This window comes from Streptomyces sp. EDA2-14, from assembly GCF_054963755.1.
The window spans coordinates 221,596-241,135 of sequence record NZ_JBUEGE010000003.1 but is presented as its reverse complement, the minus strand read 5'-3'; the positions used below and the strand labels follow the sequence as shown (position 1 = coordinate 241,135).

Sequence of the window (19,540 nt, the reverse complement as noted above, 5' to 3'; positions counted from 1 at the left end):
CCTGGTGCCCACGCTCAGAGAGATCACCGCGACCCGCTATGTGAACCCGCTGCGCACCGGCGGCTCCGTGCCCGGCGTGGTCGAGGCGGACGACCTCGGTACGTACGTGCTCAAGTTCACCGGGTCCGCGCAGGGCGTGAAGGCGCTCGTCGCGGAGATCGTCGTGGGCGAGCTGGCGCGCGCGTTCGGCCTGCGCTTTCCCGAGCTGGTGCTCGCGCACTTCGACCCGGCGCTCGGCGCGGACGAGCCGCACCAGGAGGTCAAGGAACTCCTGGAGGCGAGCGGGGGCCTCAACCTCGGCATGGACTTCCTGCCGGGCGCGGTGGACTTCACGCCGGAGCTCGCGGAGTCCTTCCCCGTCGACCCGCTGGAGGCCGGCCGCATCGTCTGGCTCGACGCGCTGACGGTCAACGTCGACCGCACGGTGCACAGTTCGAACCTGATGGTCTGGCCCACGCTCGGCGTGGCCCCGCCGAAGCTCTGGCTCATCGACCACGGCGCCGCGCTCGTCTTCCACCACCGCTGGGACGGCGCGGACCCGGCGAAGCCGTACGACTTCCGGCACCACGCGCTCGGCGGCTACGGCCCGGACACGCGCGCGGCCGACGCGGAACTCGCGCCCAAGGTCACCGAGGAGCTGCTGCGCGGGATCCTCGCCCTAGTGCCGGACGCCTGGCTCACGGACTTCCCCACACCGGACGAGGCCCGGGACGCCTACGTCACCCACCTCTTGGCCCGCGCCCGCGCCTCCGCCTCCTGGCTCCCCACGGACTTCCCGTCCCGCGACGAACTGGCGGCGGCCGACGCGCGGCGCGCGGCGGCGACGGAGCGGGGCCGCCCCGCGTGGCTGAAGCGCGTCCCGGACCTCCACGGAAAGCCCCCGGCGGAACAGGACTGGTCACGTCACGTGGGCTGACGGCACGCTCACTCCGTCGCCGTGCGGTGCAGGGTGAACCAGAAGGTCGGGAAGGGGTTCGTGCCGGGGGTGATGTCGGTCAGGTGCCACCCGGTGAACCTGGTGCGCAGTTCCTCCTCGGTGACCCCGGAGATCAGGTCGTCGAGGACCCCGGGGCCGTAGCCGAACATCAGCCACCGCGCTCCCGGCGCGGCCCGCGCCGTGAGGCCGGCGGCGTACGCGTCGCGGCGGTGCGGCGGGATGCCGCAGTAGCAGCTCAGGTCGAAGAACAGGTCGTACGGGCCGCGCACGCCCACCTCGTCCAGCCGCGTGGCGTCCCCGCACAGGACCGTGACGTCCACCCCCGCCGCCTCGGCCTTCTCCCGGGCCCGCATGACCGCGCGGTCGACCAGGTCCACGGCCGCCACCCGCCAGCCGTGCCGGGCCAGGTACACGGAGTTGGTCCCGGTGCCGCAGCCGAGTTCGAGGGCGCGGCCGGGCGGCAGCGCGCCGGGCCCCTCCACCACGTCCACCAGCTCGGGCGGTGTGACGCCGGAGTCCCACGGCGGCCTGCCGTCCCGGTAGTAGTCCTCCAGCGCGCGGCGCACCGCCGCCTCTTGGTCGAGCTCCTCAGTCGTCCACGTCCTGGTCTCGCGCATCATGGCCCCCAAGAACTTAGAGTCGAACTCTAGTGTCTGACTCCAGAGATAGACTCCCGGCATGGCCGCGGTCAAGGGATCCGACGAACGCACGGGCAAAGTCACCGGCAAGGGCACGGGCAAGCGCCCCGACAAGCGGGCCGAGCGCTCGCGGCGCACCCGCGAGAAGGTCGTCACGGCCGCGCGGGACCTGTTCGTCGCGCAGGGGTACGGGGCGACGAGCCTTCAGGAGGTCGCGGACCGCGCGGGCGTGGCCGTCCAGACGGTGTACTTCGTGTTCGGCAACAAGCGCGCGCTGTTCAAGGACGTCGTCGACACGTCCATCGCCGGTGACGCCGAACCGGTCGCCACGATGGAGCGGGACTGGTTTCGCGACGCGTGCGCCGAGCCCACCGCGGCCGGGCAGCTGCGCGCCCATGTACGGGGGGTGCGCGAAATCCTCGGCCGGGTCGCCCCGATCATGCCGCTGATCGCCGCTGCCGCGGCCACGGATCCGGAGATCGCCGCACAGTGGCCCGCGAGCCCGGACCCGCGCTACACGGTCCAGTACGCCGCGGCCGAAGCACTGATCACCAAGCCCGACGCCCGCCCCGACGTCGACGTCACCCGCGCCGCCGATCTGCTGTACGGGCTGCTCAGCCCCGAGCTGTACCTGGTCTTCGTCCGCGACCGCGGCTGGTCGCCCGAGGCCTGGGAGGAATGGGCCCGCGCGGCCCTGACGGCCGACCTCTGCGCCCACGCGTAAGGGCCCGGCGCCACCCCGGCGCCGGGCCCCACACACCGCGAAACGTCAGCCGAGCTGCTCGTACGCAGGCAGCGTCAGAAAGTCCGCGTAGTCCGCGTCCAGGGAGACCTGGAGGAGGAGGTCGTGGGCCTGCTGCCACTTGCCGGCCGCGAAGGCCTCCTCGCCGACCTCGGCCTTGATGTTCGCCAGCTCCTCGGCGGCGACCTTGCGGGCCAGCTCGGCGGTGACGGGCTCGCCGTTGTCGAGGACGACGCCCGCGTTGATCCACTGCCAGATCTGGGAGCGGGAGATCTCCGCGGTCGCCGCGTCCTCCATGAGGTTGAAGATCGCGACGGCGCCGAGGCCGCGCAGCCACGCCTCGATGTAGCGGATGCCGACCTGGACGGCGTTGACCAGACCGTCGTAGGTGGGCTTCGCGTCGAGGGAGTCGATGGCGATCAGGTCGCCGGCGGCCACCGAGACGTCCTCGCGCAGGCGGTCCTTCTGGTTCGGCTTCTCGCCGAGGACCTTGTCGAAGGACTCCATGGCGATCGGGACGAGGTCCGGGTGCGCGACCCAGGAGCCGTCGAAGCCGTCGCCGGCCTCGCGGTCCTTGTCGTCGCGGACCTTCGCGAACGCCACCTTGTTGACCTCGGCGTCGCGCCGCGACGGGATGAAGGCCGCCATGCCGCCGATGGCGTGCGCGCCGCGCTTGTGGCAGGTGCGGACGAGGAGTTCGGTGTACGCCCGCATGAACGGGGCCGTCATCGTCACCGCGTTGCGGTCCGGCAGGACGAACTTCTGGCCGCCGTCACGGAAGTTCTTGACGATGGAGAAGAGGTAGTCCCAGCGGCCCGCGTTCAGGCCGGAGGCGTGGTCGCGCAGCTCGTAGAGGATCTCCTCCATCTCGTACGCGGCCGTGATCGTCTCGATCAGGACGGTGGCGCGCACGGTGCCCTGCGGGATGCCGACGTAGTCCTGCGCGAAGACGAAGATCTCGTTCCAGAGGCGGGCCTCCAGGTGCGACTCCGTCTTCGGGAGGTAGAAGTACGGGCCCTTGCCGAGCTCGATCAGCTTCTTCGCGTTGTGGAAGAAGTAGAGGCCGAAGTCGACGAGCGCGCCGGGGACGGCCTTGCCGCTGCCGTCCACGAGGTGGCGCTCGTTGAGGTGCCAGCCGCGCGGCCGCATGACGACCGTGGCCAGCTCATCGGCGGGCTTCAGCGCGTACGACTTGCCGGAGCGCTCGTCCGTGAAGTCGATGGCGCGGTTGTAGGCGTTGGTGAGGTTGAGCTGGCCGCCGATGACGTTCTCCCACGTCGGGGCGGAGGCGTCCTCGAAGTCGGCGAGCCAGATCTTCGCGCCGGAGTTCAGCGCGTTGATCGTCATCTTGCGGTCGGTCGGGCCGGTGATCTCGACACGGCGGTCGTTCAGGGCGGCCGGGGCCTCGGCGACCTTCCAGGTGTCGTCCGCGCGGATGGCGGCGGTCTCCGGGAGGAAGTCGAGCGTGGAGGTGCGGGCGATCTCGGCGCGGCGCTCGGTGCGACGGGCGAGCAGCTCGTCACGCCGGGGCGTGAAAAGGCGGTGCAGCTCGGCCACGAAGGCGAGGGCCGCCTCGGTGAGCACCTCGCCCTGTCCGGGCAGGGTCTCGGCGTCGACGATGGCCAGCGGGGACGGCGCTGGTGCGGACATGTGGCTGTCACTTCCTTCAGCGAGCGAACGGCCCGTAAGGCACTGGGTGCCGGGCCGCCTGGGTATGGCTGCTGGCCCCGCTTCGGGGGACCGGCCCTTCTCAACAGTGGATATTAGTTTCCTTATCGTGGAAGTTCAATGGTTTGTTGACGTCGAGATTCTCAGAGTCGACAGAACGTGGCTCTGCGTGCCACGCACTGTTACTCAAGGTGCTGGAGATCGGCCGCCGTGTCGATGTCGTACGCCTCGGCGACGTCCCCGCACTCCACGAGCCGCAGCGCCCCCGCGTGCTCCTTGAGGTACGCGCGGGCCCCGCGGTCCCCGCTCGCACTCGCCGCGATCCCCGCCCAGTGGTCCCGGCCGAACAGCACCGGATGCCCGCGCTCCCCGCCGTACGAGGCCGCCGCGAGCGAGGCGGGAGGGACGGGGGAGTCATGTGCCGCGAGCACGCGCGCCACCGCCGCCGCACCGATCCCCGGCTGGTCCACCAGGAGCACGAGCGCGGCGGACGCCGTCGTGTCCGCGAGCGATGCGAGACCCGCCCGCAGCGAGGAACCCATGCCGTCCTCCCACTCCGGGTTCTCGGCCACCCGGCATCCGTCCAGTACGGCCCGCTCCCGTACGTCGCAGGCCGCCGCCCCGAGTACCACGTGCACCGGATCGCATCCCCCTTCCCGCAAGGTGCGCACCGCGTGCTCCACGAGCGGCCGTCCCCGGTGTTCGAGCAGCGCCTTCGGTCGTCCGCCGAGCCGCCGCCCGCCACCCGCGGCGAGCAGCAGCCCCGCCACCCCGCCTGTGCTCTTCGTCGTCATGCTCCTTGCATATCGCACGGAGGGGGCGTCGGGATCGTGATCGAAGCCGTTCGGATTTTCACAGTTGCCTTGCGCAACGGACTGGCGTAACGCCTGCGTGTGGCGTTAACTGGGCGCCCACAAAACTGAGTTGAGCGCTCGGCCGTCGCTCCGGTCGGGTTACGCGGTAGTAGGGCTTGAGCGGTACCTGAGCAGGACAACACACGCACAATGACGTGCAAGGGGGAGAGCTGTGTTGCGGAGCGTGGAGCAGAGGCTTGTGACCGGGAGCGACGAGGACCCGCGGATCGCCGAATTGCGCACTGCCGTGTCCCGATTGCGCCGCGAGCTCGCCGCGCACCCGGTGGAGTTCCCCGACCGGGGGATCGCGGAGGACGAGCTGGCGGCGCTGGACGCGATGGCCGGCGGGGGCAGGCCCGAAGTACCGAGGCTGCGGCGTTCCCTGCTGCTCGTGGCGGGGGCGATCGGCTCGGTGAGCGCACTGTCCGGGGCGCTGTCCCAGGTCAGGGGCGCCGTGGAACTGTTCGGAGGCCCGCCCGCACAGCGCTGACGACCTCCCGGCGGGGGAGGGGCCCTACGCCACCCAGTGCGGGCGGCCCGGCTCCTCGCCCGCCCCGCCGAGCCCGCCGTCGAGGGCCGCCGCGATCCGCCGCACCGCCTCCTCCGCGACGTCGAGCGGCTGGACGTACGGCACCCGCAGCCGGTGCTCGAACGTGCCGGGGTCCGCGCCGAACCGCGAACCGCCCTCGATCCGCACCCCGTGCCGCAGCGCGGCCCGCCCGAGCGCCGAGGCGATCGGGCGTCCCAGGTCCACCCAGAGCGAGAGCCCGCCGGGCGGCAGCTCCCAGCGCCAGTCCGGGAACTCGCGGCCGAGCGCGTCGGCGAGCCGGTCCCGCCGCTCGCGCAGCACCGGGATCCGCCCGCTCAGGATCGTCTCCTCGCGGTCGAGCAGCCGGCCCGCCACCAGCTGGTCCAGGACCGAGCCCGACATGTCCGCGGTGACCCGCAGCGTCGTCAGCTCGGTGATCAGACGGGTGCCCGCGCGCACCCAGCCGACCCTGAGGCCGCTCCAGTGCCCCTTGCTCAACGAGCCGACCGTGACGATCTGCTCGCCCCCGCCGGACGGCGCGAGCGAGGCGAACGGCGGCTCCGTCACCCCGTCGAGCGCGATGTCCGCGATCGTCTCGTCGATGACCAGCCAGGTGCCGGTGGCCCGCGCCGCCGCGATGATCCGCTGCCGCTGCTCGCGCGGCATCAGCCGGCCCGTCGGGTTCTGGAAGTCCGGGATGAGGTACGCGAGCCGGGGCGCCGCCTGCCGCAGCGTCGCACCGATCAGCTCCACGTCCCAGCCGTCCTCGGTGACCGGCACCGGCGCCGTGCGCATCCCCAACTGCCGGATCACCGACAGCGCGTTGGCGTACGACGGGTTCTCCACCAGGATCCGGTCGCCGGGCCTGCCGAGCAGCGTCAGGGTCAGCGCCACGGCTTGCTGGGCGCCCGTCGTGACCAGGATCTGCTCGGGCAGCGTGGGCAGCCCGCGCCGCGTGTACCGCTCGGCGATCCGCGCGCGCAGCTCGGGCAGACCGTACGGGTGGTAGCCGTTGGTCACCGCGTGCCGGGCCACGTCGGGGCCCGCGGCGGCGTACGCGGCCGACAGCTCGTCCTCCAGGAAGCCGGGTGCGGCGACCGCCAGATCGATCACGTCGTCGCCCGCGGCGGGCGTGGCCACGACGGTCGGGCGCGCGCCCTCCGGCAGCTCGGTCCACGTCCCGGAGCCGCGCCTGCTGCGCGCGTACCCGCTCTCGCGGAGCAGGTCGTACGCGGCCGTCACGGTGGCCCGGCTGACGCCGAGGGAGGCCGCGAAACCGCGCTCCGCGGGCAGCCGCGTGTGCAGCGGGATCCGCCCGTCGAGCAGCAGTGTCCGCACGCCCTGCGCGAGCGCGCGGTAGCCGGGGCGCTCCCCGGCCACACCGGTCAGAAGCGCGCCGAGCCGCTTGCCGCCGAGCGCGCGCCCACCGCCGTCCACGCTGCGGACCACCGACTCGTCGCCCATGCCACATCTCCGTAATTGGCCCTGCTGTCCAGGCCAATCAGCGTACAGAGTGGGACTCGATCGGCGAAGAGTGGCCTGGAGGAGGCCACTGGGCGCGTACGAGGAGGGGTGTCATGGAGGGCGAGCGGGTCGGTGGGCGTGTGGTGGTCGGGGTCAGCGGCTCCCCGGCGAGCCTGGCCGCGGTGCGCTCGGCGGTCGCCGAGGCCCGCAGATCGGACCGGCCCCTGGTGGCCGTGCTCGCGTGGGAGCCGCCGGAGGGCGAGGCCATGTACCGGCGGTGGCCGGACGCCACGTGGGCCCGGCACTGGTACGAGCAGGCCCGCGCCCGGCTGGCGGCGGCGTTCGACGAGGCGCTCGGTGGCCTGCCGCCCGACCTCGACGTGACGCCGCGCGTGGTGCGCCGGCGCCCCGGCCCGGCCCTCGTCGAACGCGCGGCGCGCCCCGACGACCTGCTGGTCATCGGCGTACGTCCGCGGAGCCTGCGCCGGGCCGCCCACCGCCACGTGCGGCGGCACGCGGTGTGCCCGGTGCTGACGGTGCCGGTGCGGCCGCTGCAACGGGCGGAGCTGCGGGCGCTGCGGCGGGTCCGGGCGACGGACTTCGACGTGACGCGCTGAGCGGCTCAGCGGCGGCGCAGCAGCCCGTCGCGCGTGGCCCGCGCCACGGCAGCCGTCCGCGAGTCCACGCCCAGCTTCGCGTAGATGTGCACGAGGTGGGACTTGACCGTGGCCTGGCTCAGGAACAGCTCGCGGGCGATCTCCGCGTTGGACAGCCCGTCGCGGACGTGCCGCAGCACCTCCAGCTCGCGCCGGCTCAGCGCGTCCGCGGGCGCCCGCATCCGTCCCATCAGCCGGTCCGCGACGGCGGGCGCGAGCGCGGAACGCCCCGACGCCGCCGTGCGCACCGCGGCGGCCAGCTCCTGCGGCGGCGCGTCCTTCAGCAGATAGCCAGAGGCCCCCGCCTCCACCGCGGCGAGGATGTCCGCCTCGGTGTCGTACGTGGTCAGGACGAGAACGCGCGGACCGTCGTCCAGGGCGGCGATCCGCGCGGTGGCCTCGGCGCCGTGCATCGTCCCCGCGCCGAACTGCAGGTCCATGAGGACGACGTCCACGTCCCCGGCCAGCTCGACCGCGCGCTCGGCCGTCGCGGCCTCCGCGACGATCGCGAAGTCCGGCTCCGCGTCGAGCACGGCGCGCAGCCCGGCCCGTACGACGGGGTGGTCGTCGGCGAGCAGCAGCCGGATCACGCGGCACCTCCGACGGGCATCGGCACCGGCAGCGTCACCGCGACGGCCGTCCCCCGGCCCGGCGCCGACTCCACGGTGAACGTGCCGCCCAGCTCACTCACCCGCGAGCGCATCGCGACGAGTCCGAACCCTCCGTCGCCGCCGTCCGGCGCCCGCTCGGGGTCGAAGCCGTCGCCGTCGTCCACCACGTCGAGGGCCACCGAGGTCTCCATGAAGCTGAGGGTGATCTCCGCACGGCGCGCGTGCGCGTGCCGCACCGTGTTGGCGAGCGCCGACTGGGCGATGCGCAACAACGCCACCTCGTACGGAGTGGGAAGTTCGAACGGGGTGCCGCTCGCCGAGAAGCGGGCGGTGAGAGCCGGTTCCGTGGCGCACAGCCGGTCGAGGGCCCCGGCCAGGGAGCCGCCCTCGAGGCCGGGCGGGGCGAGTGCGCGCACGAAGCGGCGGGCCTCCGCGAGGTTGTCCTGCGCCGTGGCCCGCGCCTGCTCGACGTGTCCGGCGGCGGGGGAGCCGGCGGGCAGTTCGCGCCCCGCCGCGACCAGCAGCAACTGGATCGAGGAGAGCCCCTGCGCCAGCGTGTCGTGGATCTCCCGGGCCAGCCGCTCGCGCTCGGCGAGGGTGCCGCCCGCGCGCTCCGCCGCCGCGAGCTCGGCGCGGGTCGCGACCAGCTCCTCGATCAGCCGCTGCCTGCGCTCGCTCTCCCGGTACAGCGCCTGGTAGCCGAGCACGGTCGCCACGGCGACGGCCGCGCCGAGCAGCGGTCCTATGAACGCCCCCGGATTCACCGCCCCGTCATGACCGACGTACGAACAGATGGCCGCGCCCGCAGCGATGCCCACGGCCGGGACGCCCCAGCGCGCGGGCAGCAGATGCAGCAGCAGGAAGTACAGCGGGAACGCCAGCCACAGCGCGTCCGGCGAGAGCACGAGCAGTACGGCCCATACGACACCCAGCGCGGCGAGCCACCACGCGGCGCCCGCGCGCGTGGACCGCACGACGGGCAGCGCGGCGCCCACCCCGTAGACGACGCCCATCAGCCCGGCCACCGTCACGACGGCCGCGACCGGCTCGGCGGAGCGCCCGGTCAGGGCCCGTACGACGACGAGCGCGAGCAGGCCCGCCAGCAGCAGATGCAGGCAGAGGCGCAGCGCGCGCAGGGCGGGGGTGAGCGAACGTGGATCCATACCGCTCTCCAGCGTACGAAGCCGGGAGAGGGAACCGGTCAACCGAAAGGTTGAAAGACACGTCCCCCCTTCGATTCGGGTGAAGCGTGCTGTGGCGCGATGCCCGCGCGGGCCCCGGAGCAGCAGTCTGGACCGCATGTTCGTCGCATGGAGAGATCTACGGTTCGCCAGGGGCAGGTTCGCCCTGATGGGATCCGTGATCGTACTGATCACGCTGCTTGTGGGACTGCTGTCGGGACTGACGGCGGGGCTCGCACGGGACAATACGTCGGCGCTCACCGGGCTGCCCGCCGACCACCTCGCCTTCGCCCGGCCCGCCGACGGGCAGTCGGTGTCGTTCACGGCGTCCACGGTCCGCCCCGAACAGTGGCGCGACCTCGCGGCGCGGGACGGCGTCGAGAGCGCGGAGCCGCTCGGCATCGGCACGGTGAACGCCGAGGCGGGGCGGCAGACCGCGGCGGTCTCCGCGTTCGGTGTCCGCGAGGACTCGGGGCTTGCGCCCGACGCGACGGAGCCCGGCACGGCGATCCTCTCCACCAAGGCGGCGCAGGAACTGGGCGCCGCCACGGGCGACAGGCTCACCCTCGGCGGCGCGCACCTCAAGGTCGCGGCGGTCTCCGGCGACGCCTCGTACAGCCACACCCCGGTCGTCTGGACGCATCTCGACGACTGGCAGCGCATCACGCCCACGGGAGGCGGCGGCGAACGCGCCACGGTGATCGCACTGCGCACCGCGGCGGGCGCGAACCTGCCGGCGGCCGACAAGGCGGCGGGCACGGAAACCAGGACCATCGACGGTGCGCTCTCGGCCATAGGTTCCTACCAGGCCGAGAACGGCTCGCTGCAACTGATGCGCGGATTCCTCTTCGTCATCTCGGCGCTCGTCGTGGGCGCGTTCTTCACGGTGTGGACGATCCAGCGCAGCGCCGACATCGCCGTCCTGAAGGCCCTCGGCTCCTCGACCCGCTACCTCCTGCGGGACGCGCTCGGCCAGGCGGTCCTGATGCTGGTGGCCGGCACGGCGATCGGCACGGGCCTCGCCTCCCTCTTCGGCGCCTTCGTCCCGGACACGGTGCCCTTCGTCCTCGACCCGCTGACCGCGCTCGGCCCGGCCGCCGTCATGACGGTCCTCGGCCTCGCGGGCGCCGCCCTCTCCATCCGGCGGATCACCGCCGTCGACCCCCTCACCGCCCTCGGGAGCGCCCGATGACCCTGCTGCTCGACGACATCACCCTGACCTACGCGGACGGCGACGGCCGCCTGACGGCCCTGGACCGGGTCACCCTGGAGGTCCCGCCCGGCGGCCTGACGGCAGTGGTGGGCCCTTCGGGCTCGGGCAAGTCGAGCCTCCTGGCGGTGGCGGCGACCCTGGTCACCCCGGACACCGGCCGAGTGATCATCGACGGCACGGAGGCCACGACCCTGAGCCGCGCGGAATCGGCCGAACTGCGCCGCCGCGCCATCGGCATCGTCTTCCAGCAGCCCAACCTGCTGCCGTCCCTGACAGCCCTGGAACAACTCCAGGTCATGGCCCACCTGGAGGGCCGCAAGCCCCGAGAAGTACGCGACAGGGCACGCGAGCTGCTGGCGGCGGTGGGCCTGTCGGACCAGTCCCACCGCCGCCCGCACCAGCTCTCGGGCGGCCAGCGTCAGCGCGTGAACATCGCGCGGGCGCTGATCAACGAGCCGCGCGTCCTCTTGGTGGACGAACCGACCAGCGCGTTGGACCACGAACGCGGCGCGGCGGTACTGGACTTGCTCCGCAACCTGACGCGAGAGCGGTCCACGGCGACCGTGCTGGTCACACACGACAAGGCGCACCTGACGGTGGCGGACGAGGTCCTGGAGATGCGGGACGGCGCCATCCAACAAGCGCCGGTCATTTCAAGCCCCTGCGGCGATTGACCAGCGGGGTCTGGGCAAATCAAGCCCTTGCGGCGATTGAGCAGCGGGGTCTGGGCAAATCAAGCCCTTGCGGCGACTGAACAGCGCAGCCCGGGCAAATCAAGCCCCTGCGGCGATTGAGCAGCGGGGTCCGGGGCGGAGCCCCGAGACGTCAACCACTCTGCCCGGTGGAAGCAAGCGCCTCGGACAGCTCACGGGCCACCTGCTGCAACACCGGCACAATCTTCTCCGTCGCCGCCTCGGTCACCCGCCCCGCCGGCCCGGAGATGGAGATGGCCGCGGCGGTGGGCGAGTCCGGCACGGACACCGCGAGGCACCGCACCCCGATCTCCTGCTCGTTGTCGTCCACGGCGTACCCCGCCTGCCGCACGTCCTCGAGCGCGTCGAGGAAACCCTCGGGCGTGGTGAGCGTCTTCTCGGTGGCGGCGGGCATCCCGGTCCGCCCGAGCAGCGCTCGCACCTCGTCGGCGGGCGTGTGCGCGAGCAGCGCCTTGCCCACACCGGTCGAGTGCGGCAGCACCCGGCGCCCCACCTCGGTGAACATCCGCATGGAGTGCTTGGACGGCACCTGGGCGACGTACACGACCTCGTCGCCGTCGAGCAGCGCCATGTTCGCGGTCTCGCCGGTCTCCTCGACGAGCCGCGCCAGGTACGGGCGCGCCCACGTGCCGAGCAGCCGGGACGCGGATTCGCCGAGCCGGATGAGCCGCGGCCCGAGCGCGTAGCGCCGGTTGGGCTGCTGGCGTACGTATCCGCAGGCGACGAGCGTGCGCATCAGGCGGTGGATGGTCGGCAGGGGCAGTCCGCTGCTGGCGGAGAGCTCGCTCAGGCCGACCTCACCACCCGCGTCGGCCATGCGTTCCAGCAGGTCGAAGGCGCGCTCGAGGGACTGGACACCGCCGGTGGGTGCGGACTTGGCGGTATCAGTGGTGCTGGCGTCGGACGTCGGCACAGCGCGTTCCTTTCGGGGTGGCAGGCAGAACTGCACCCTACCGGCGGGCTGCCGGGCGGAGATCCCTTGACCAACAAGTTCGTCGGTAGCTACGTTCTGCTTGCCGGAATCTTAATTCCACTTTGTGGAAACGTCCAGGGTCGCGGGTCTGCCGTGCGGGTCTTGACGGTTCCCGAAGTCTGAGTGAAAGTCCTTCAACAGAACGTTGAAGTCAGAGGAGGCCCAGGTGTCGGACGCCGAAGTCCAGATCGAACTCGTCCTGCGCTCGACGCGCGTCATCACTCCCGAAGGTACGCGCCCCGCCTCGGTCGCCGTCGCCCAGGGGAAGATCGTCGCCGTGCTCGCGCACGACGCGGAGATCCCGGCCGGCGCCCGCCTCGAGGACTTCGGCGACGACGCGCTGCTGCCCGGCATCGTCGACACGCACGTCCACGTGAACGACCCGGGCCGCACCGAGTGGGAGGGCTTCTGGACCGCCACCCGCGCCGCGGCGGCCGGCGGCATCACGACCCTCGTCGACATGCCGCTCAACTCCCTGCCGCCGACCACGACCGTCGACAACCTTCGTACGAAGAAGGACGTCGCCGCCTCCAAGGCGCACATCGACGTCGGTTTCTGGGGCGGCGCGCTGCCGGACAACGTCAAGGACCTGCGCCCGCTGCACGACGCCGGTGTCTTCGGCTTCAAGTGCTTCCTGTCGCCCTCCGGCGTCGACGAGTTCCCGCACCTGAACGCCGACCAGCTCACCGCCTCCATGGCGGAGATCGCCGGCTTCGGCGGACTGCTCATCGTGCACGCCGAGGACCCGCACGAGCTGGACGTGGCGCCCCACAACAGCGGCCCCAAGTACGACGACTACCTGGCGACCCGGCCGCGCGTCTCCGAGGACGTCGCCATCAAGGGCCTGATCGACACCGCCAAGCGGATCGGCGCCCGCATCCACATCCTGCACCTGTCGTCCTCCGACGCGCTGCCGCTGATCGCCACCGCCAAGGCCGAGGGCGTCGAGCTGACCGTCGAGACGTGCCCGCACTACCTCACGCTCACCGCCGAGGAAGTCCCGGACGGGGCCAGTGAGTTCAAGTGCTGCCCGCCGATCCGCGAGGCCGCCAACCAGGACCTGCTGTGGCAGGCGCTCGCCGACGGCACGATCGACTGCATCGTCACCGACCACTCGCCGTCGACCGCCGACCTGAAGACCGACGACTTCGCCACCGCCTGGGGCGGCATCTCCGGCCTCCAGCTCAGCCTCTCCGCCATCTGGACCGCGGCCCGTCAGCGCGGCTACTCCCTCGAGGACGTGGTCCGCTGGATGTCCGAGCGCACGTCGAAGCTGGTCGGCCTCGACGACCGCAAGGGCGCCATCGCGGCCGGCCACGACGCCGACTTCGCCGTCCTCGCCCCCGAGGACACCTTCCAGGTCGACCCGGCCGCCCTCCAGCACCGCAACCGCGTCACCGCCTACGCGGGCAAGACGCTGCACGGTGTCGTGAAGTCGACCTGGCTGCGCGGCGAACGCATCGTCGCCGACGGCGAGTTCACCGCTCCGCAGGGGCAGCTGCTCGAAAGGAACAAGTAAGAACATGTCCGCGAACTCCGGGTCCTCCGGCATACCCCGCTTCACCGGTGACGCGAGCCCCTACGGCGGCGGCGACCCGTACGCCGACTACCGCACCGCGGACTTCCCGTTCACCAAGGACGCGAACCTCGCCGCGCGCCAGCTCGGCGCCGGTGTGATCGCCGCGAACGACGAGTTCTTCGCCCAGCGCGAGAACCTGCTCGTGTCCGAGCGCGCCGAGTTCGACCCGGAGCACTTCGGCCACAAGGGCAAGATCATGGACGGCTGGGAGACCCGCCGTCGCCGCGGCGCGTCGGCCGAGCACCCGTGGCCGACGCAGGAGGACCACGACTGGGCCCTCGTCCGCCTCGGCGCGCCCGGCGTGATCACCGGCATCGTCGTCGACACCGCCCACTTCCGCGGCAACTACCCGCAGGCCGTCTCCGTCGAGGCCGCGTCCGTCGAGGGCGCGCCCACGCCGGAGGAGCTGCTCTCCGACGACGTGAAGTGGACGACGCTCGTGCCGCGCACGGCCGTCGGCGGCCACGCCGCGAACGGCTTCGCCGTCGACTCCCCGCAGCGCTTCACGCACCTGCGCGTCAACCAGCACCCCGACGGCGGCATCGCCCGCCTCCGTGTGTACGGCGAGGTCCTCCCGGACCCGAAGTGGCTCGCCACGCTCGGCACCTTCGACGTCGTCGCCCTGGAGAACGGCGGCCGCGCCGAGGACGCCTCGAACCTCTTCTACTCGCCGGCCTCCAACACCATCCAGCCGGGCCGCTCCCGCAAGATGGACGACGGCTGGGAGACCCGGCGCCGCCGCGACACCGGCAACGACTGGATCAGCTACCGGCTCGTCGCCCAGTCGCAGATCCGCGCCATCGAGATCGACACGGCGTACCTGAAGGGCAACAGCGCCGGCTGGGCGTCCGTGTCCGTGCGGGACGGCGCGGACGGCGCGTGGACGGAAATCCTGCCGCGCACCCGTCTCCAGCCCGACACGAACCACCGCTTCGTGCTCGACACCCCGGCGGTCGGTACGCACGCGCGCATCGACATCTACCCGGACGGCGGCATCTCGCGACTGCGCCTGTTCGGTTCGCCGACGGACCAGGGTGAGGCCCAACTGGTGGCCCGCCATGCGGAGTTGGACGCCTAGGGCGTACTCTGCTCGACTTGCGGGGCACACCGGCCTGACAGCACCGGTGTGCCCCGCATTTCTCTGTCTCAGGCCGCGTGCCCGCCGTCCACCGCGAACTCGGCGCCCGTCACGTACGAGGCGCCCTCACCTGCCAGGTAGGCAACCGTCGACGCCACCTCGTCCGCCGTGCCGTAGCGGCCGAGCGCCGTGTCGGCGGCCTGGCCCGACGCGTACGGGCCGTCGGCCGGGTTCATGTCGGTGTCCGTCGGGCCGGGGTGCACGATGTTCGCCGTGATGCCGCGCGGGCCGAGCTCGCGGGCGAGCGCCTTCGTCAGGCCGATCAGGGCCGACTTGGTCGTCGCGTACAGCGTCCCGCCGGGCCCCGGTACGTGCTGGGCCATGCAGGAGCCGACGGTGACGATCCGGCCGCCCTCGGGCAGTCTCGCCGCCGCGGCCTGCGTGGTGAGGAAGACGCCGCGCACGTTCACGTCGAGCGCCCGGTCGACGTCCGCGGGGGAGAAGCCGTCCAGCGGGCCGAGCGCGCCCACCCCCACGTTGTTGACCAGCACGTCGATCCGGCCGAGCCCCGCGACCGTCCGCCCGACCGCCTCCGCCGCCTCGACCGCGTCCGCCGAGTCCGCCCGCACCGCGAGCCCGCGCCGCCCAAGACCCTCGATCCGCCGCACCACCTCCTCCGCGGCCTCCTTGCCCTGTACGTAGGTGAGTGCCACGTCGAAGCCGTCGCGGGCGAGCCGCAGCGCCGTCGCCGCGCCGATGCCGCGGGAGCCGCCGGTCACCAGGGCCACCTTGCCGTTCATGTCGCCTCCTATAGGGAGCGGATGCTGTGGCCTCAAGTACAGCGATCCGCGCAGGCGGGGGCTGGCGGCAAATGGACGTGGACTTCGGGACATGTCGGCAAGGGCGGAACCTTTCCCTCCACCTGTTGCGTTGAACGGGACGTGACACTTCAGCAAGAGATCGTCGGCAATGCCATGCAGATGGCCGTGGTGAACCTCCAGCCCGGCCAGACCGTCTACTGCGAGGCGGGAAAGTTCCTGTTCAAGACGGCGAACGTGACGATGGAGACCCGGCTGTCGGGCCCCTCCCAGCAGCAGGACCAGGGCGGCGCGGGCGGCCAGGCCGGCGGCATGGGCGGCATGCTGCGCCAGGCCATGGGCACCGCCATGCAGGTCGGCCAGCGCGCCCTCGCGGGCGAGTCGCTCGCCTTCCAGTACTTCACGTCGCAGGGCGGCGAGGGCACGGTGGGCTTCGCCGGAGTGCTGCCCGGCGAGATGCGCGCGCTCGAACTCGACGGCACGCGCGCGTGGTTCGCCGAGAAGGACGCCTTCGTGGCGGCCGAGTCCAGCGTCGACTTCGGCATCGCCTGGCAGGGCGGCAGGACCGGGCGCAGCGGCGGCGAGGGCTTCGTCCTGGAGAAGTTCACCGGTCGCGGCACGGTGATCATCGCCGGTTCCGGCAACTTCATCGACCTGAACCCGGCGGACTTCGGCGGCCGCATCGAGGTCGACACGGGCTGCATCGTCGCCTTCGAGGAGGGCATCCAGTACGGCGTCCAGCGCATCGGCGGCCTCAACCGCCAGGGGATGATGAACGCGGTGTTCGGCGGTGAGGGCCTGAGCCTCGCGACCCTGGAGGGCAACGGCCGGGTGATCCTCCAGTCCATGACCATCGAGGGCCTGGCCAACGCGCTGAAGAAGGCGCAGGGCGGCGACAAGGAGGGCATGACGGGCGGCCTGTTCTCGACGCGCCAGGGGTAGCCCCTGCCGTGCGGCGATGAGTTCCCCGCCCGGGCGGGGTCGTCATGGGTGAAGCATCCGCATCCATCGACGGAGCCCGCCATGAAACTCACCCTCACCGAACAGATCACCCTCGACGGCGTCGTCCAGGCGCCGGGCGGCCCGCAGGAGGACACCTCCGGCGGCTTCCCGCACGGCGGCTGGTCGTTCCCGTTCTTCGACGAGGAGATCGGCGCGTACAACGCCGAACTCCTCGGCCGCGCCGACGCGTATCTGCTCGGCCGCCGCACCTACGACATCTGGGCCGCCTACTGGCCGCTCAGGACCGACCCGGACGACCCGATCGCCGGGCCCCTGAACGCCCGCCCCAAGTACGTCGCCAGCCGGACCCTCAAGAGCGCCGAATGGTCCGGCACGCAGATCGTCGGCGCCTCGGACCTCGTCAAGGACATCACCGCGCTCAAGGAGCGGCCCGGCGGCGAATTGCAGCTGCACGGCAGCGGGGCGCTCGCCGCGTTCCTGCTCGGGCACGACCTGATCGACACCGTCCGCCTGCTCGTCTGCCCCGTCGTGCTCGGCACCGGCAAGCGCCTCTTCGCGGACGGCGTGCCGCCGACCGCCTTCCGCCATGTCGAATCCCGCACCTTCGCCAAGGGCGTGCTCGTTTCCACGTACGACCTGGTGGGACGCCCCGACTACGGCACCTTCTGAAACACGGGGCGCTCGCGACGGGAGTGAACTGACGGAAAACAGGGAGGAGTTGGTGTTGACAGCGACACCTCTACGCGCGTCACACTGGGGGGTATGAAGATTCCCCCACGCTTCATCAGTGCCGTAGCCGTCGCAGCCGCCCTCTTCGTGGGCGGCGTGGGCGGTTCCACCGCGATCGCCGCGCCGGCCGCCCCGGCCGCCGCCTCCCAGTCCGTCTCGGCCGCCGACGTCGGCGACATCTGCTCCTCCGCGCTGCCCGCCGAGGCGCACGACACCCTGGACCTCATCGAGCAGGGCGGACCGTACCCGTACGAGCAGGACGGGACGGTCTTCTCGAACCGGGAGGGCATCCTGCCCGACCAGTCGTCCGGCTACTACCACGAGTACACGGTGATCACGCCGGGCTCGGACGACCGCGGTGCCCGCCGCATCGTCACCGGTGAGTCGGACAAGGAGGACTACTACACGGCCGACCACTACGCGTCGTTCGACCTGGTCGACTACGGCTGCTGAGCCCTCCCCGGCTCGGTAGGAGTCAGCTCTTCCGCTGGGCCTCGACGGCCGCGAACACGGCGATCGCGAGCACGATCAGCGCGATGCTGCCGTACACCTCGTGGCCGTCGAGGAACCCGAGGTGCCCGATCAGGCCCCAGCCGGGCAGGCCGGTGAACGCGTTCAGGATGCCGATCGCACCCTGGAGCAGTGCGATGCCGCCGACGACCTCGATGATCCGCAACCACTGATTCTTGTTCATGCCCTGGACTCTCGCCCCGCCGACCCCCCACCCACATCGGCCGCGGGGCGAGCCCGGTCCGACTCCGGTAGCGGAGCGCGGGCGCCGGCCGCGACCAAAGTCGACGGGGGTGCGACTTTGGTCGCGGAAGCGGCGCTCGGCGCGGTGTCCGCCGCCCGGGGTGCGTAGATTTGTCGACCATGGAAGCAGTGCGGCAGTCCGGGATCCCGCAGTCGGCACAGACGCCCGCCGAGCGGTGGCGCCGCCGACTGCTGCCCTCGGCCGTCGCCGAGGAGCTCGACCTGGACCCCGAGGGGCAGCCGGGCCGCAGACGGCGCACCGCCCGTGACTGGATCGTCGACTTCAGCTGCTTCGGCATCGCGGTCTTCCTCGGCCTGATCTTCGCCGAGCAGGTCTGGGACGACCCGAACACACCGCCCGCCCTCGCCGTGCTCGACCAGGTGCTCGGCGCCGCCGCCTGCGCCGGGGTCTGGCTGCGCAGACGCTGGCCGCTCGGCTTCGCCATCGCCATGCTCCCGGTCGGCTTCCTCTCCAACACCGCGGGCGGCGCGTCCATGATCGCGGTGTTCACGCTCGCCGTGCACCGCCCGTTCCGCTACATCGGCTGGGTGGCGGGCGTCTCCATCGCGCTGATCCCGCTGTTCTTCTGGCTGCGGCCCGACCCCGAGTCCTCGTACCTGCTGTCGGTCTCGTTCACCGTCATCATCACGATCACGGTCGTCGGCTGGGGCATGTTCGTCCGCTCCCGGCGCCAGCTCCTGATGTCGCTGCGGGACCGGGCGCGGCGCGCCGAGACCGAGGCCGTCCTCCGCGCCGAGCAGGCGCAGCGGCTCGCCCGCGAGGACATCGCGCGCGAGATGCACGACGTGCTCGCCCACCGGCTGACGCTGCTGAGCGTGCACGCGGGCGCCCTTGAGTTCCGCCCCGACGCCCCGCAGGGCGAGATCGCCCGCGCCGCCGGAGTGATCCGGGAGAGCGCGCACGAGGCGTTGCAGGATCTGCGCGAGATCATCGGCGTGCTGCGCGCGGGGGACCACGGCGAGGAGTCGGGGCGGCCCCAGCCCACCCTCGCCGCGCTCGGCACCCTGGTCGCCGAGTCCCGCGAGGCCGGCATGAAGGTCGACCTCGACGACCGGGTCCCCGACCCGCGGTCCGTGCCCGCCGCGACCGGACGCACCGCCTACCGCATCGCCCAGGAAGGGCTCACCAACGCCCGCAAGCACGCCCCCGGCGCCGAGGTCGCGGTCACCGTCGAGGGCGGCGCGGGGGACGGTCTCACGATCACCGTGCGCAATCCGAAGCCGCCCGGCGAGGTGCCGCACGTCCCCGGCTCCGGCCAGGGCCTGATCGGCCTCACCGAACGCGCCACGCTGGCGGGCGGCCGGCTCGCCCACGGCGCGGAACCCGACGGCGGTTTCACGGTCAGCGCCTGGCTCCCGTGGCCCCGGTGAGGGCCACCGCACACGGGCCGTTGCGGCCACAGCGGTGATCACAGCTCGC

General features: G+C 72.3%; 21 protein-coding genes. 12 read left to right on the top strand and 9 right to left on the bottom strand.

Features of this window, described 5'->3' with window-relative positions; translation table 11 throughout:
* The first annotated feature begins 1 nt into the window (after window position 1).
* Complete coding sequence (locus ACY34M_RS10930; protein WP_462719472.1) at window positions 2-916, top strand: HipA family kinase; 915 nt, start codon at window positions 2-4, stop codon at window positions 914-916.
* Between the two features lie 8 nt (window positions 917-924).
* Here ACY34M_RS10930 and ACY34M_RS10925 read toward each other — a convergent pair whose 3' ends face one another.
* Window positions 925-1,557, bottom strand: a complete 633-nt coding sequence (locus ACY34M_RS10925) for a class I SAM-dependent methyltransferase (protein ID WP_462719471.1) — start codon at window positions 1,555-1,557, stop codon at window positions 925-927.
* A gap of 58 nt (window positions 1,558-1,615) precedes the next feature.
* Here ACY34M_RS10925 and ACY34M_RS10920 point away from each other — a divergent pair, with 58 nt between their 5' ends.
* Entirely contained in the window at window positions 1,616-2,299 is a 684-nt protein-coding gene (locus ACY34M_RS10920; protein WP_462719417.1) for a TetR/AcrR family transcriptional regulator, read from the top strand.
* A gap of 45 nt (window positions 2,300-2,344) precedes the next feature.
* On the opposite strand, the gene aceB is transcribed toward ACY34M_RS10920, so the two are convergent.
* Window positions 2,345-3,967 carry a malate synthase A gene (gene aceB, locus ACY34M_RS10915; protein ID WP_462719416.1) on the bottom strand — a complete coding sequence of 541 codons (1,623 nt, stop codon included), beginning with the start codon at window positions 3,965-3,967 and terminating at the stop codon, window positions 2,345-2,347.
* Between the two features lie 200 nt (window positions 3,968-4,167).
* Window positions 4,168-4,779, bottom strand: coding sequence for a nucleotidyltransferase family protein (locus tag ACY34M_RS10910; protein ID WP_462719415.1), 612 nt, complete (start codon window positions 4,777-4,779; stop codon window positions 4,168-4,170).
* A 232-nt stretch (window positions 4,780-5,011) separates the two neighbouring features.
* On the opposite strand from ACY34M_RS10910, the gene ACY34M_RS10905 reads away from it, so the two are divergent.
* Window positions 5,012-5,329, top strand: coding sequence for a DUF5955 family protein (locus ACY34M_RS10905; RefSeq protein ID WP_462719414.1), 318 nt, complete (start codon window positions 5,012-5,014; stop codon window positions 5,327-5,329).
* Between the two features lie 24 nt (window positions 5,330-5,353).
* Here the strand turns inward: ACY34M_RS10905 and yczR are convergent, their stop codons facing one another.
* On the bottom strand, window positions 5,354-6,832 hold the full coding sequence (yczR, locus tag ACY34M_RS10900; RefSeq protein WP_462719413.1) for a MocR-like transcription factor YczR: 1,479 nt from the start codon (window positions 6,830-6,832) through the stop codon (window positions 5,354-5,356).
* Window positions 6,833-6,945: 113 nt separating this feature from the next.
* Between yczR and ACY34M_RS10895 the strand changes: the two genes are divergently transcribed.
* Window positions 6,946-7,449 (top strand): universal stress protein, encoded by a 504-nt coding sequence (locus tag ACY34M_RS10895; protein WP_462719412.1) that lies wholly within the window; start codon window positions 6,946-6,948, stop codon window positions 7,447-7,449.
* Between the two features lie 5 nt (window positions 7,450-7,454).
* Here ACY34M_RS10895 and ACY34M_RS10890 read toward each other — a convergent pair whose 3' ends face one another.
* Window positions 7,455-8,078 carry a response regulator gene (locus tag ACY34M_RS10890; RefSeq protein ID WP_462719411.1) on the bottom strand — a complete coding sequence of 208 codons (624 nt, stop codon included), beginning with the start codon at window positions 8,076-8,078 and terminating at the stop codon, window positions 7,455-7,457.
* On the bottom strand, window positions 8,075-9,262 hold the full coding sequence (locus ACY34M_RS10885; protein WP_462719410.1) for a sensor histidine kinase: 1,188 nt from the start codon (window positions 9,260-9,262) through the stop codon (window positions 8,075-8,077). The genes ACY34M_RS10890 and ACY34M_RS10885 overlap by 4 nt, the downstream gene beginning before the upstream one ends.
* A 136-nt stretch (window positions 9,263-9,398) precedes the next feature.
* Here ACY34M_RS10885 and ACY34M_RS10880 point away from each other — a divergent pair, with 136 nt between their 5' ends.
* Both ACY34M_RS10880 and ACY34M_RS10875 read left to right on the top strand, forming a co-directional pair.
* Window positions 9,399-10,472 carry an ABC transporter permease gene (locus ACY34M_RS10880; RefSeq protein WP_462719409.1) on the top strand — a complete coding sequence of 358 codons (1,074 nt, stop codon included), beginning with the start codon at window positions 9,399-9,401 and terminating at the stop codon, window positions 10,470-10,472.
* Complete coding sequence (locus ACY34M_RS10875; RefSeq protein WP_462719408.1) at window positions 10,469-11,167, top strand: ABC transporter ATP-binding protein; 699 nt, start codon at window positions 10,469-10,471, stop codon at window positions 11,165-11,167. The genes ACY34M_RS10880 and ACY34M_RS10875 overlap by 4 nt, the downstream gene beginning before the upstream one ends.
* 151 nt (window positions 11,168-11,318) lie before the next feature.
* Here ACY34M_RS10875 and ACY34M_RS10870 read toward each other — a convergent pair whose 3' ends face one another.
* Complete coding sequence (locus ACY34M_RS10870) at window positions 11,319-12,119, bottom strand: IclR family transcriptional regulator (protein ID WP_462719407.1); 801 nt, start codon at window positions 12,117-12,119, stop codon at window positions 11,319-11,321.
* Between the two features lie 226 nt (window positions 12,120-12,345).
* Between ACY34M_RS10870 and allB the strand changes: the two genes are divergently transcribed.
* On the top strand, window positions 12,346-13,698 hold the full coding sequence (allB, locus tag ACY34M_RS10865; protein WP_462719406.1) for an allantoinase AllB: 1,353 nt from the start codon (window positions 12,346-12,348) through the stop codon (window positions 13,696-13,698).
* A 4-nt stretch (window positions 13,699-13,702) separates the two neighbouring features.
* Window positions 13,703-14,836: an allantoicase gene (gene alc, locus ACY34M_RS10860; protein ID WP_462719405.1), complete on the top strand. Its 1,134-nt coding sequence runs from the start codon at window positions 13,703-13,705 to the stop codon at window positions 14,834-14,836.
* A 68-nt stretch (window positions 14,837-14,904) separates the two neighbouring features.
* On the opposite strand, the gene ACY34M_RS10855 is transcribed toward alc, so the two are convergent.
* The gene (locus ACY34M_RS10855; RefSeq protein ID WP_462719404.1) at window positions 14,905-15,636 is read right to left on the bottom strand and encodes an SDR family oxidoreductase; all 732 of its coding nucleotides are present in this window, start codon (window positions 15,634-15,636) and stop codon (window positions 14,905-14,907) included.
* Between the two features lie 141 nt (window positions 15,637-15,777).
* On the opposite strand from ACY34M_RS10855, the gene ACY34M_RS10850 reads away from it, so the two are divergent.
* The 3 genes from ACY34M_RS10850 (at window position 15,778) to ACY34M_RS10840 (ending at window position 17,799) form a co-directional block, all read left to right on the top strand.
* Window positions 15,778-16,596: an AIM24 family protein gene (locus ACY34M_RS10850; protein ID WP_462719403.1), complete on the top strand. Its 819-nt coding sequence runs from the start codon at window positions 15,778-15,780 to the stop codon at window positions 16,594-16,596.
* An 81-nt stretch (window positions 16,597-16,677) separates the two neighbouring features.
* Window positions 16,678-17,286, top strand: coding sequence for a dihydrofolate reductase family protein (locus tag ACY34M_RS10845; protein ID WP_462719402.1), 609 nt, complete (start codon window positions 16,678-16,680; stop codon window positions 17,284-17,286).
* A gap of 93 nt (window positions 17,287-17,379) precedes the next feature.
* Window positions 17,380-17,799, top strand: a complete 420-nt coding sequence (locus tag ACY34M_RS10840; protein ID WP_462719401.1) for a guanyl-specific ribonuclease — start codon at window positions 17,380-17,382, stop codon at window positions 17,797-17,799.
* A 22-nt stretch (window positions 17,800-17,821) separates the two neighbouring features.
* Here the strand turns inward: ACY34M_RS10840 and ACY34M_RS10835 are convergent, their stop codons facing one another.
* A complete protein-coding gene (locus tag ACY34M_RS10835) occupies window positions 17,822-18,040 on the bottom strand; it encodes a hypothetical protein (RefSeq protein ID WP_462719400.1) in 219 nt (72 codons plus the stop codon).
* Between the two features lie 179 nt (window positions 18,041-18,219).
* Between ACY34M_RS10835 and ACY34M_RS10830 the strand changes: the two genes are divergently transcribed.
* On the top strand, window positions 18,220-19,491 hold the full coding sequence (locus ACY34M_RS10830) for a sensor histidine kinase (RefSeq protein WP_462719399.1): 1,272 nt from the start codon (window positions 18,220-18,222) through the stop codon (window positions 19,489-19,491).
* Window positions 19,492-19,540: the final 49 nt, after the last annotated feature.

Bases quoted from the DNA above. Each gene is read 5' to 3' on its own strand.
- aceB (WP_462719416.1), bottom strand. From the start codon at position 3,967: ATGTCCGCACCAGCGCCGTCCCCGCTGGCCATCGTCGACGCCGAGACC.
- ACY34M_RS10925 (WP_462719471.1), bottom strand. From the start codon at position 1,557: ATGATGCGCGAGACCAGGACGTGGACGACTGAGGAGCTCGACCAAGAG.
- ACY34M_RS10830 (WP_462719399.1), top strand. From the start codon at position 18,220: ATGGAAGCAGTGCGGCAGTCCGGGATCCCGCAGTCGGCACAGACGCCC.
- ACY34M_RS10920 (WP_462719417.1), top strand. From the start codon at position 1,616: ATGGCCGCGGTCAAGGGATCCGACGAACGCACGGGCAAAGTCACCGGC.
- alc (WP_462719405.1), top strand. From the start codon at position 13,703: ATGTCCGCGAACTCCGGGTCCTCCGGCATACCCCGCTTCACCGGTGAC.
- ACY34M_RS10910 (WP_462719415.1), bottom strand. From the start codon at position 4,779: ATGACGACGAAGAGCACAGGCGGGGTGGCGGGGCTGCTGCTCGCCGCG.
- ACY34M_RS10855 (WP_462719404.1), bottom strand. From the start codon at position 15,636: ATGAACGGCAAGGTGGCCCTGGTGACCGGCGGCTCCCGCGGCATCGGC.
- ACY34M_RS10845 (WP_462719402.1), top strand. From the start codon at position 16,678: ATGAAACTCACCCTCACCGAACAGATCACCCTCGACGGCGTCGTCCAG.
- ACY34M_RS10835 (WP_462719400.1), bottom strand. From the start codon at position 18,040: ATGAACAAGAATCAGTGGTTGCGGATCATCGAGGTCGTCGGCGGCATC.
- ACY34M_RS10840 (WP_462719401.1), top strand. From the start codon at position 17,380: ATGAAGATTCCCCCACGCTTCATCAGTGCCGTAGCCGTCGCAGCCGCC.
- yczR (WP_462719413.1), bottom strand. From the start codon at position 6,832: ATGGGCGACGAGTCGGTGGTCCGCAGCGTGGACGGCGGTGGGCGCGCG.
- ACY34M_RS10895 (WP_462719412.1), top strand. From the start codon at position 6,946: ATGGAGGGCGAGCGGGTCGGTGGGCGTGTGGTGGTCGGGGTCAGCGGC.
- ACY34M_RS10885 (WP_462719410.1), bottom strand. From the start codon at position 9,262: ATGGATCCACGTTCGCTCACCCCCGCCCTGCGCGCGCTGCGCCTCTGC.
- ACY34M_RS10880 (WP_462719409.1), top strand. From the start codon at position 9,399: ATGTTCGTCGCATGGAGAGATCTACGGTTCGCCAGGGGCAGGTTCGCC.
- ACY34M_RS10875 (WP_462719408.1), top strand. From the start codon at position 10,469: ATGACCCTGCTGCTCGACGACATCACCCTGACCTACGCGGACGGCGAC.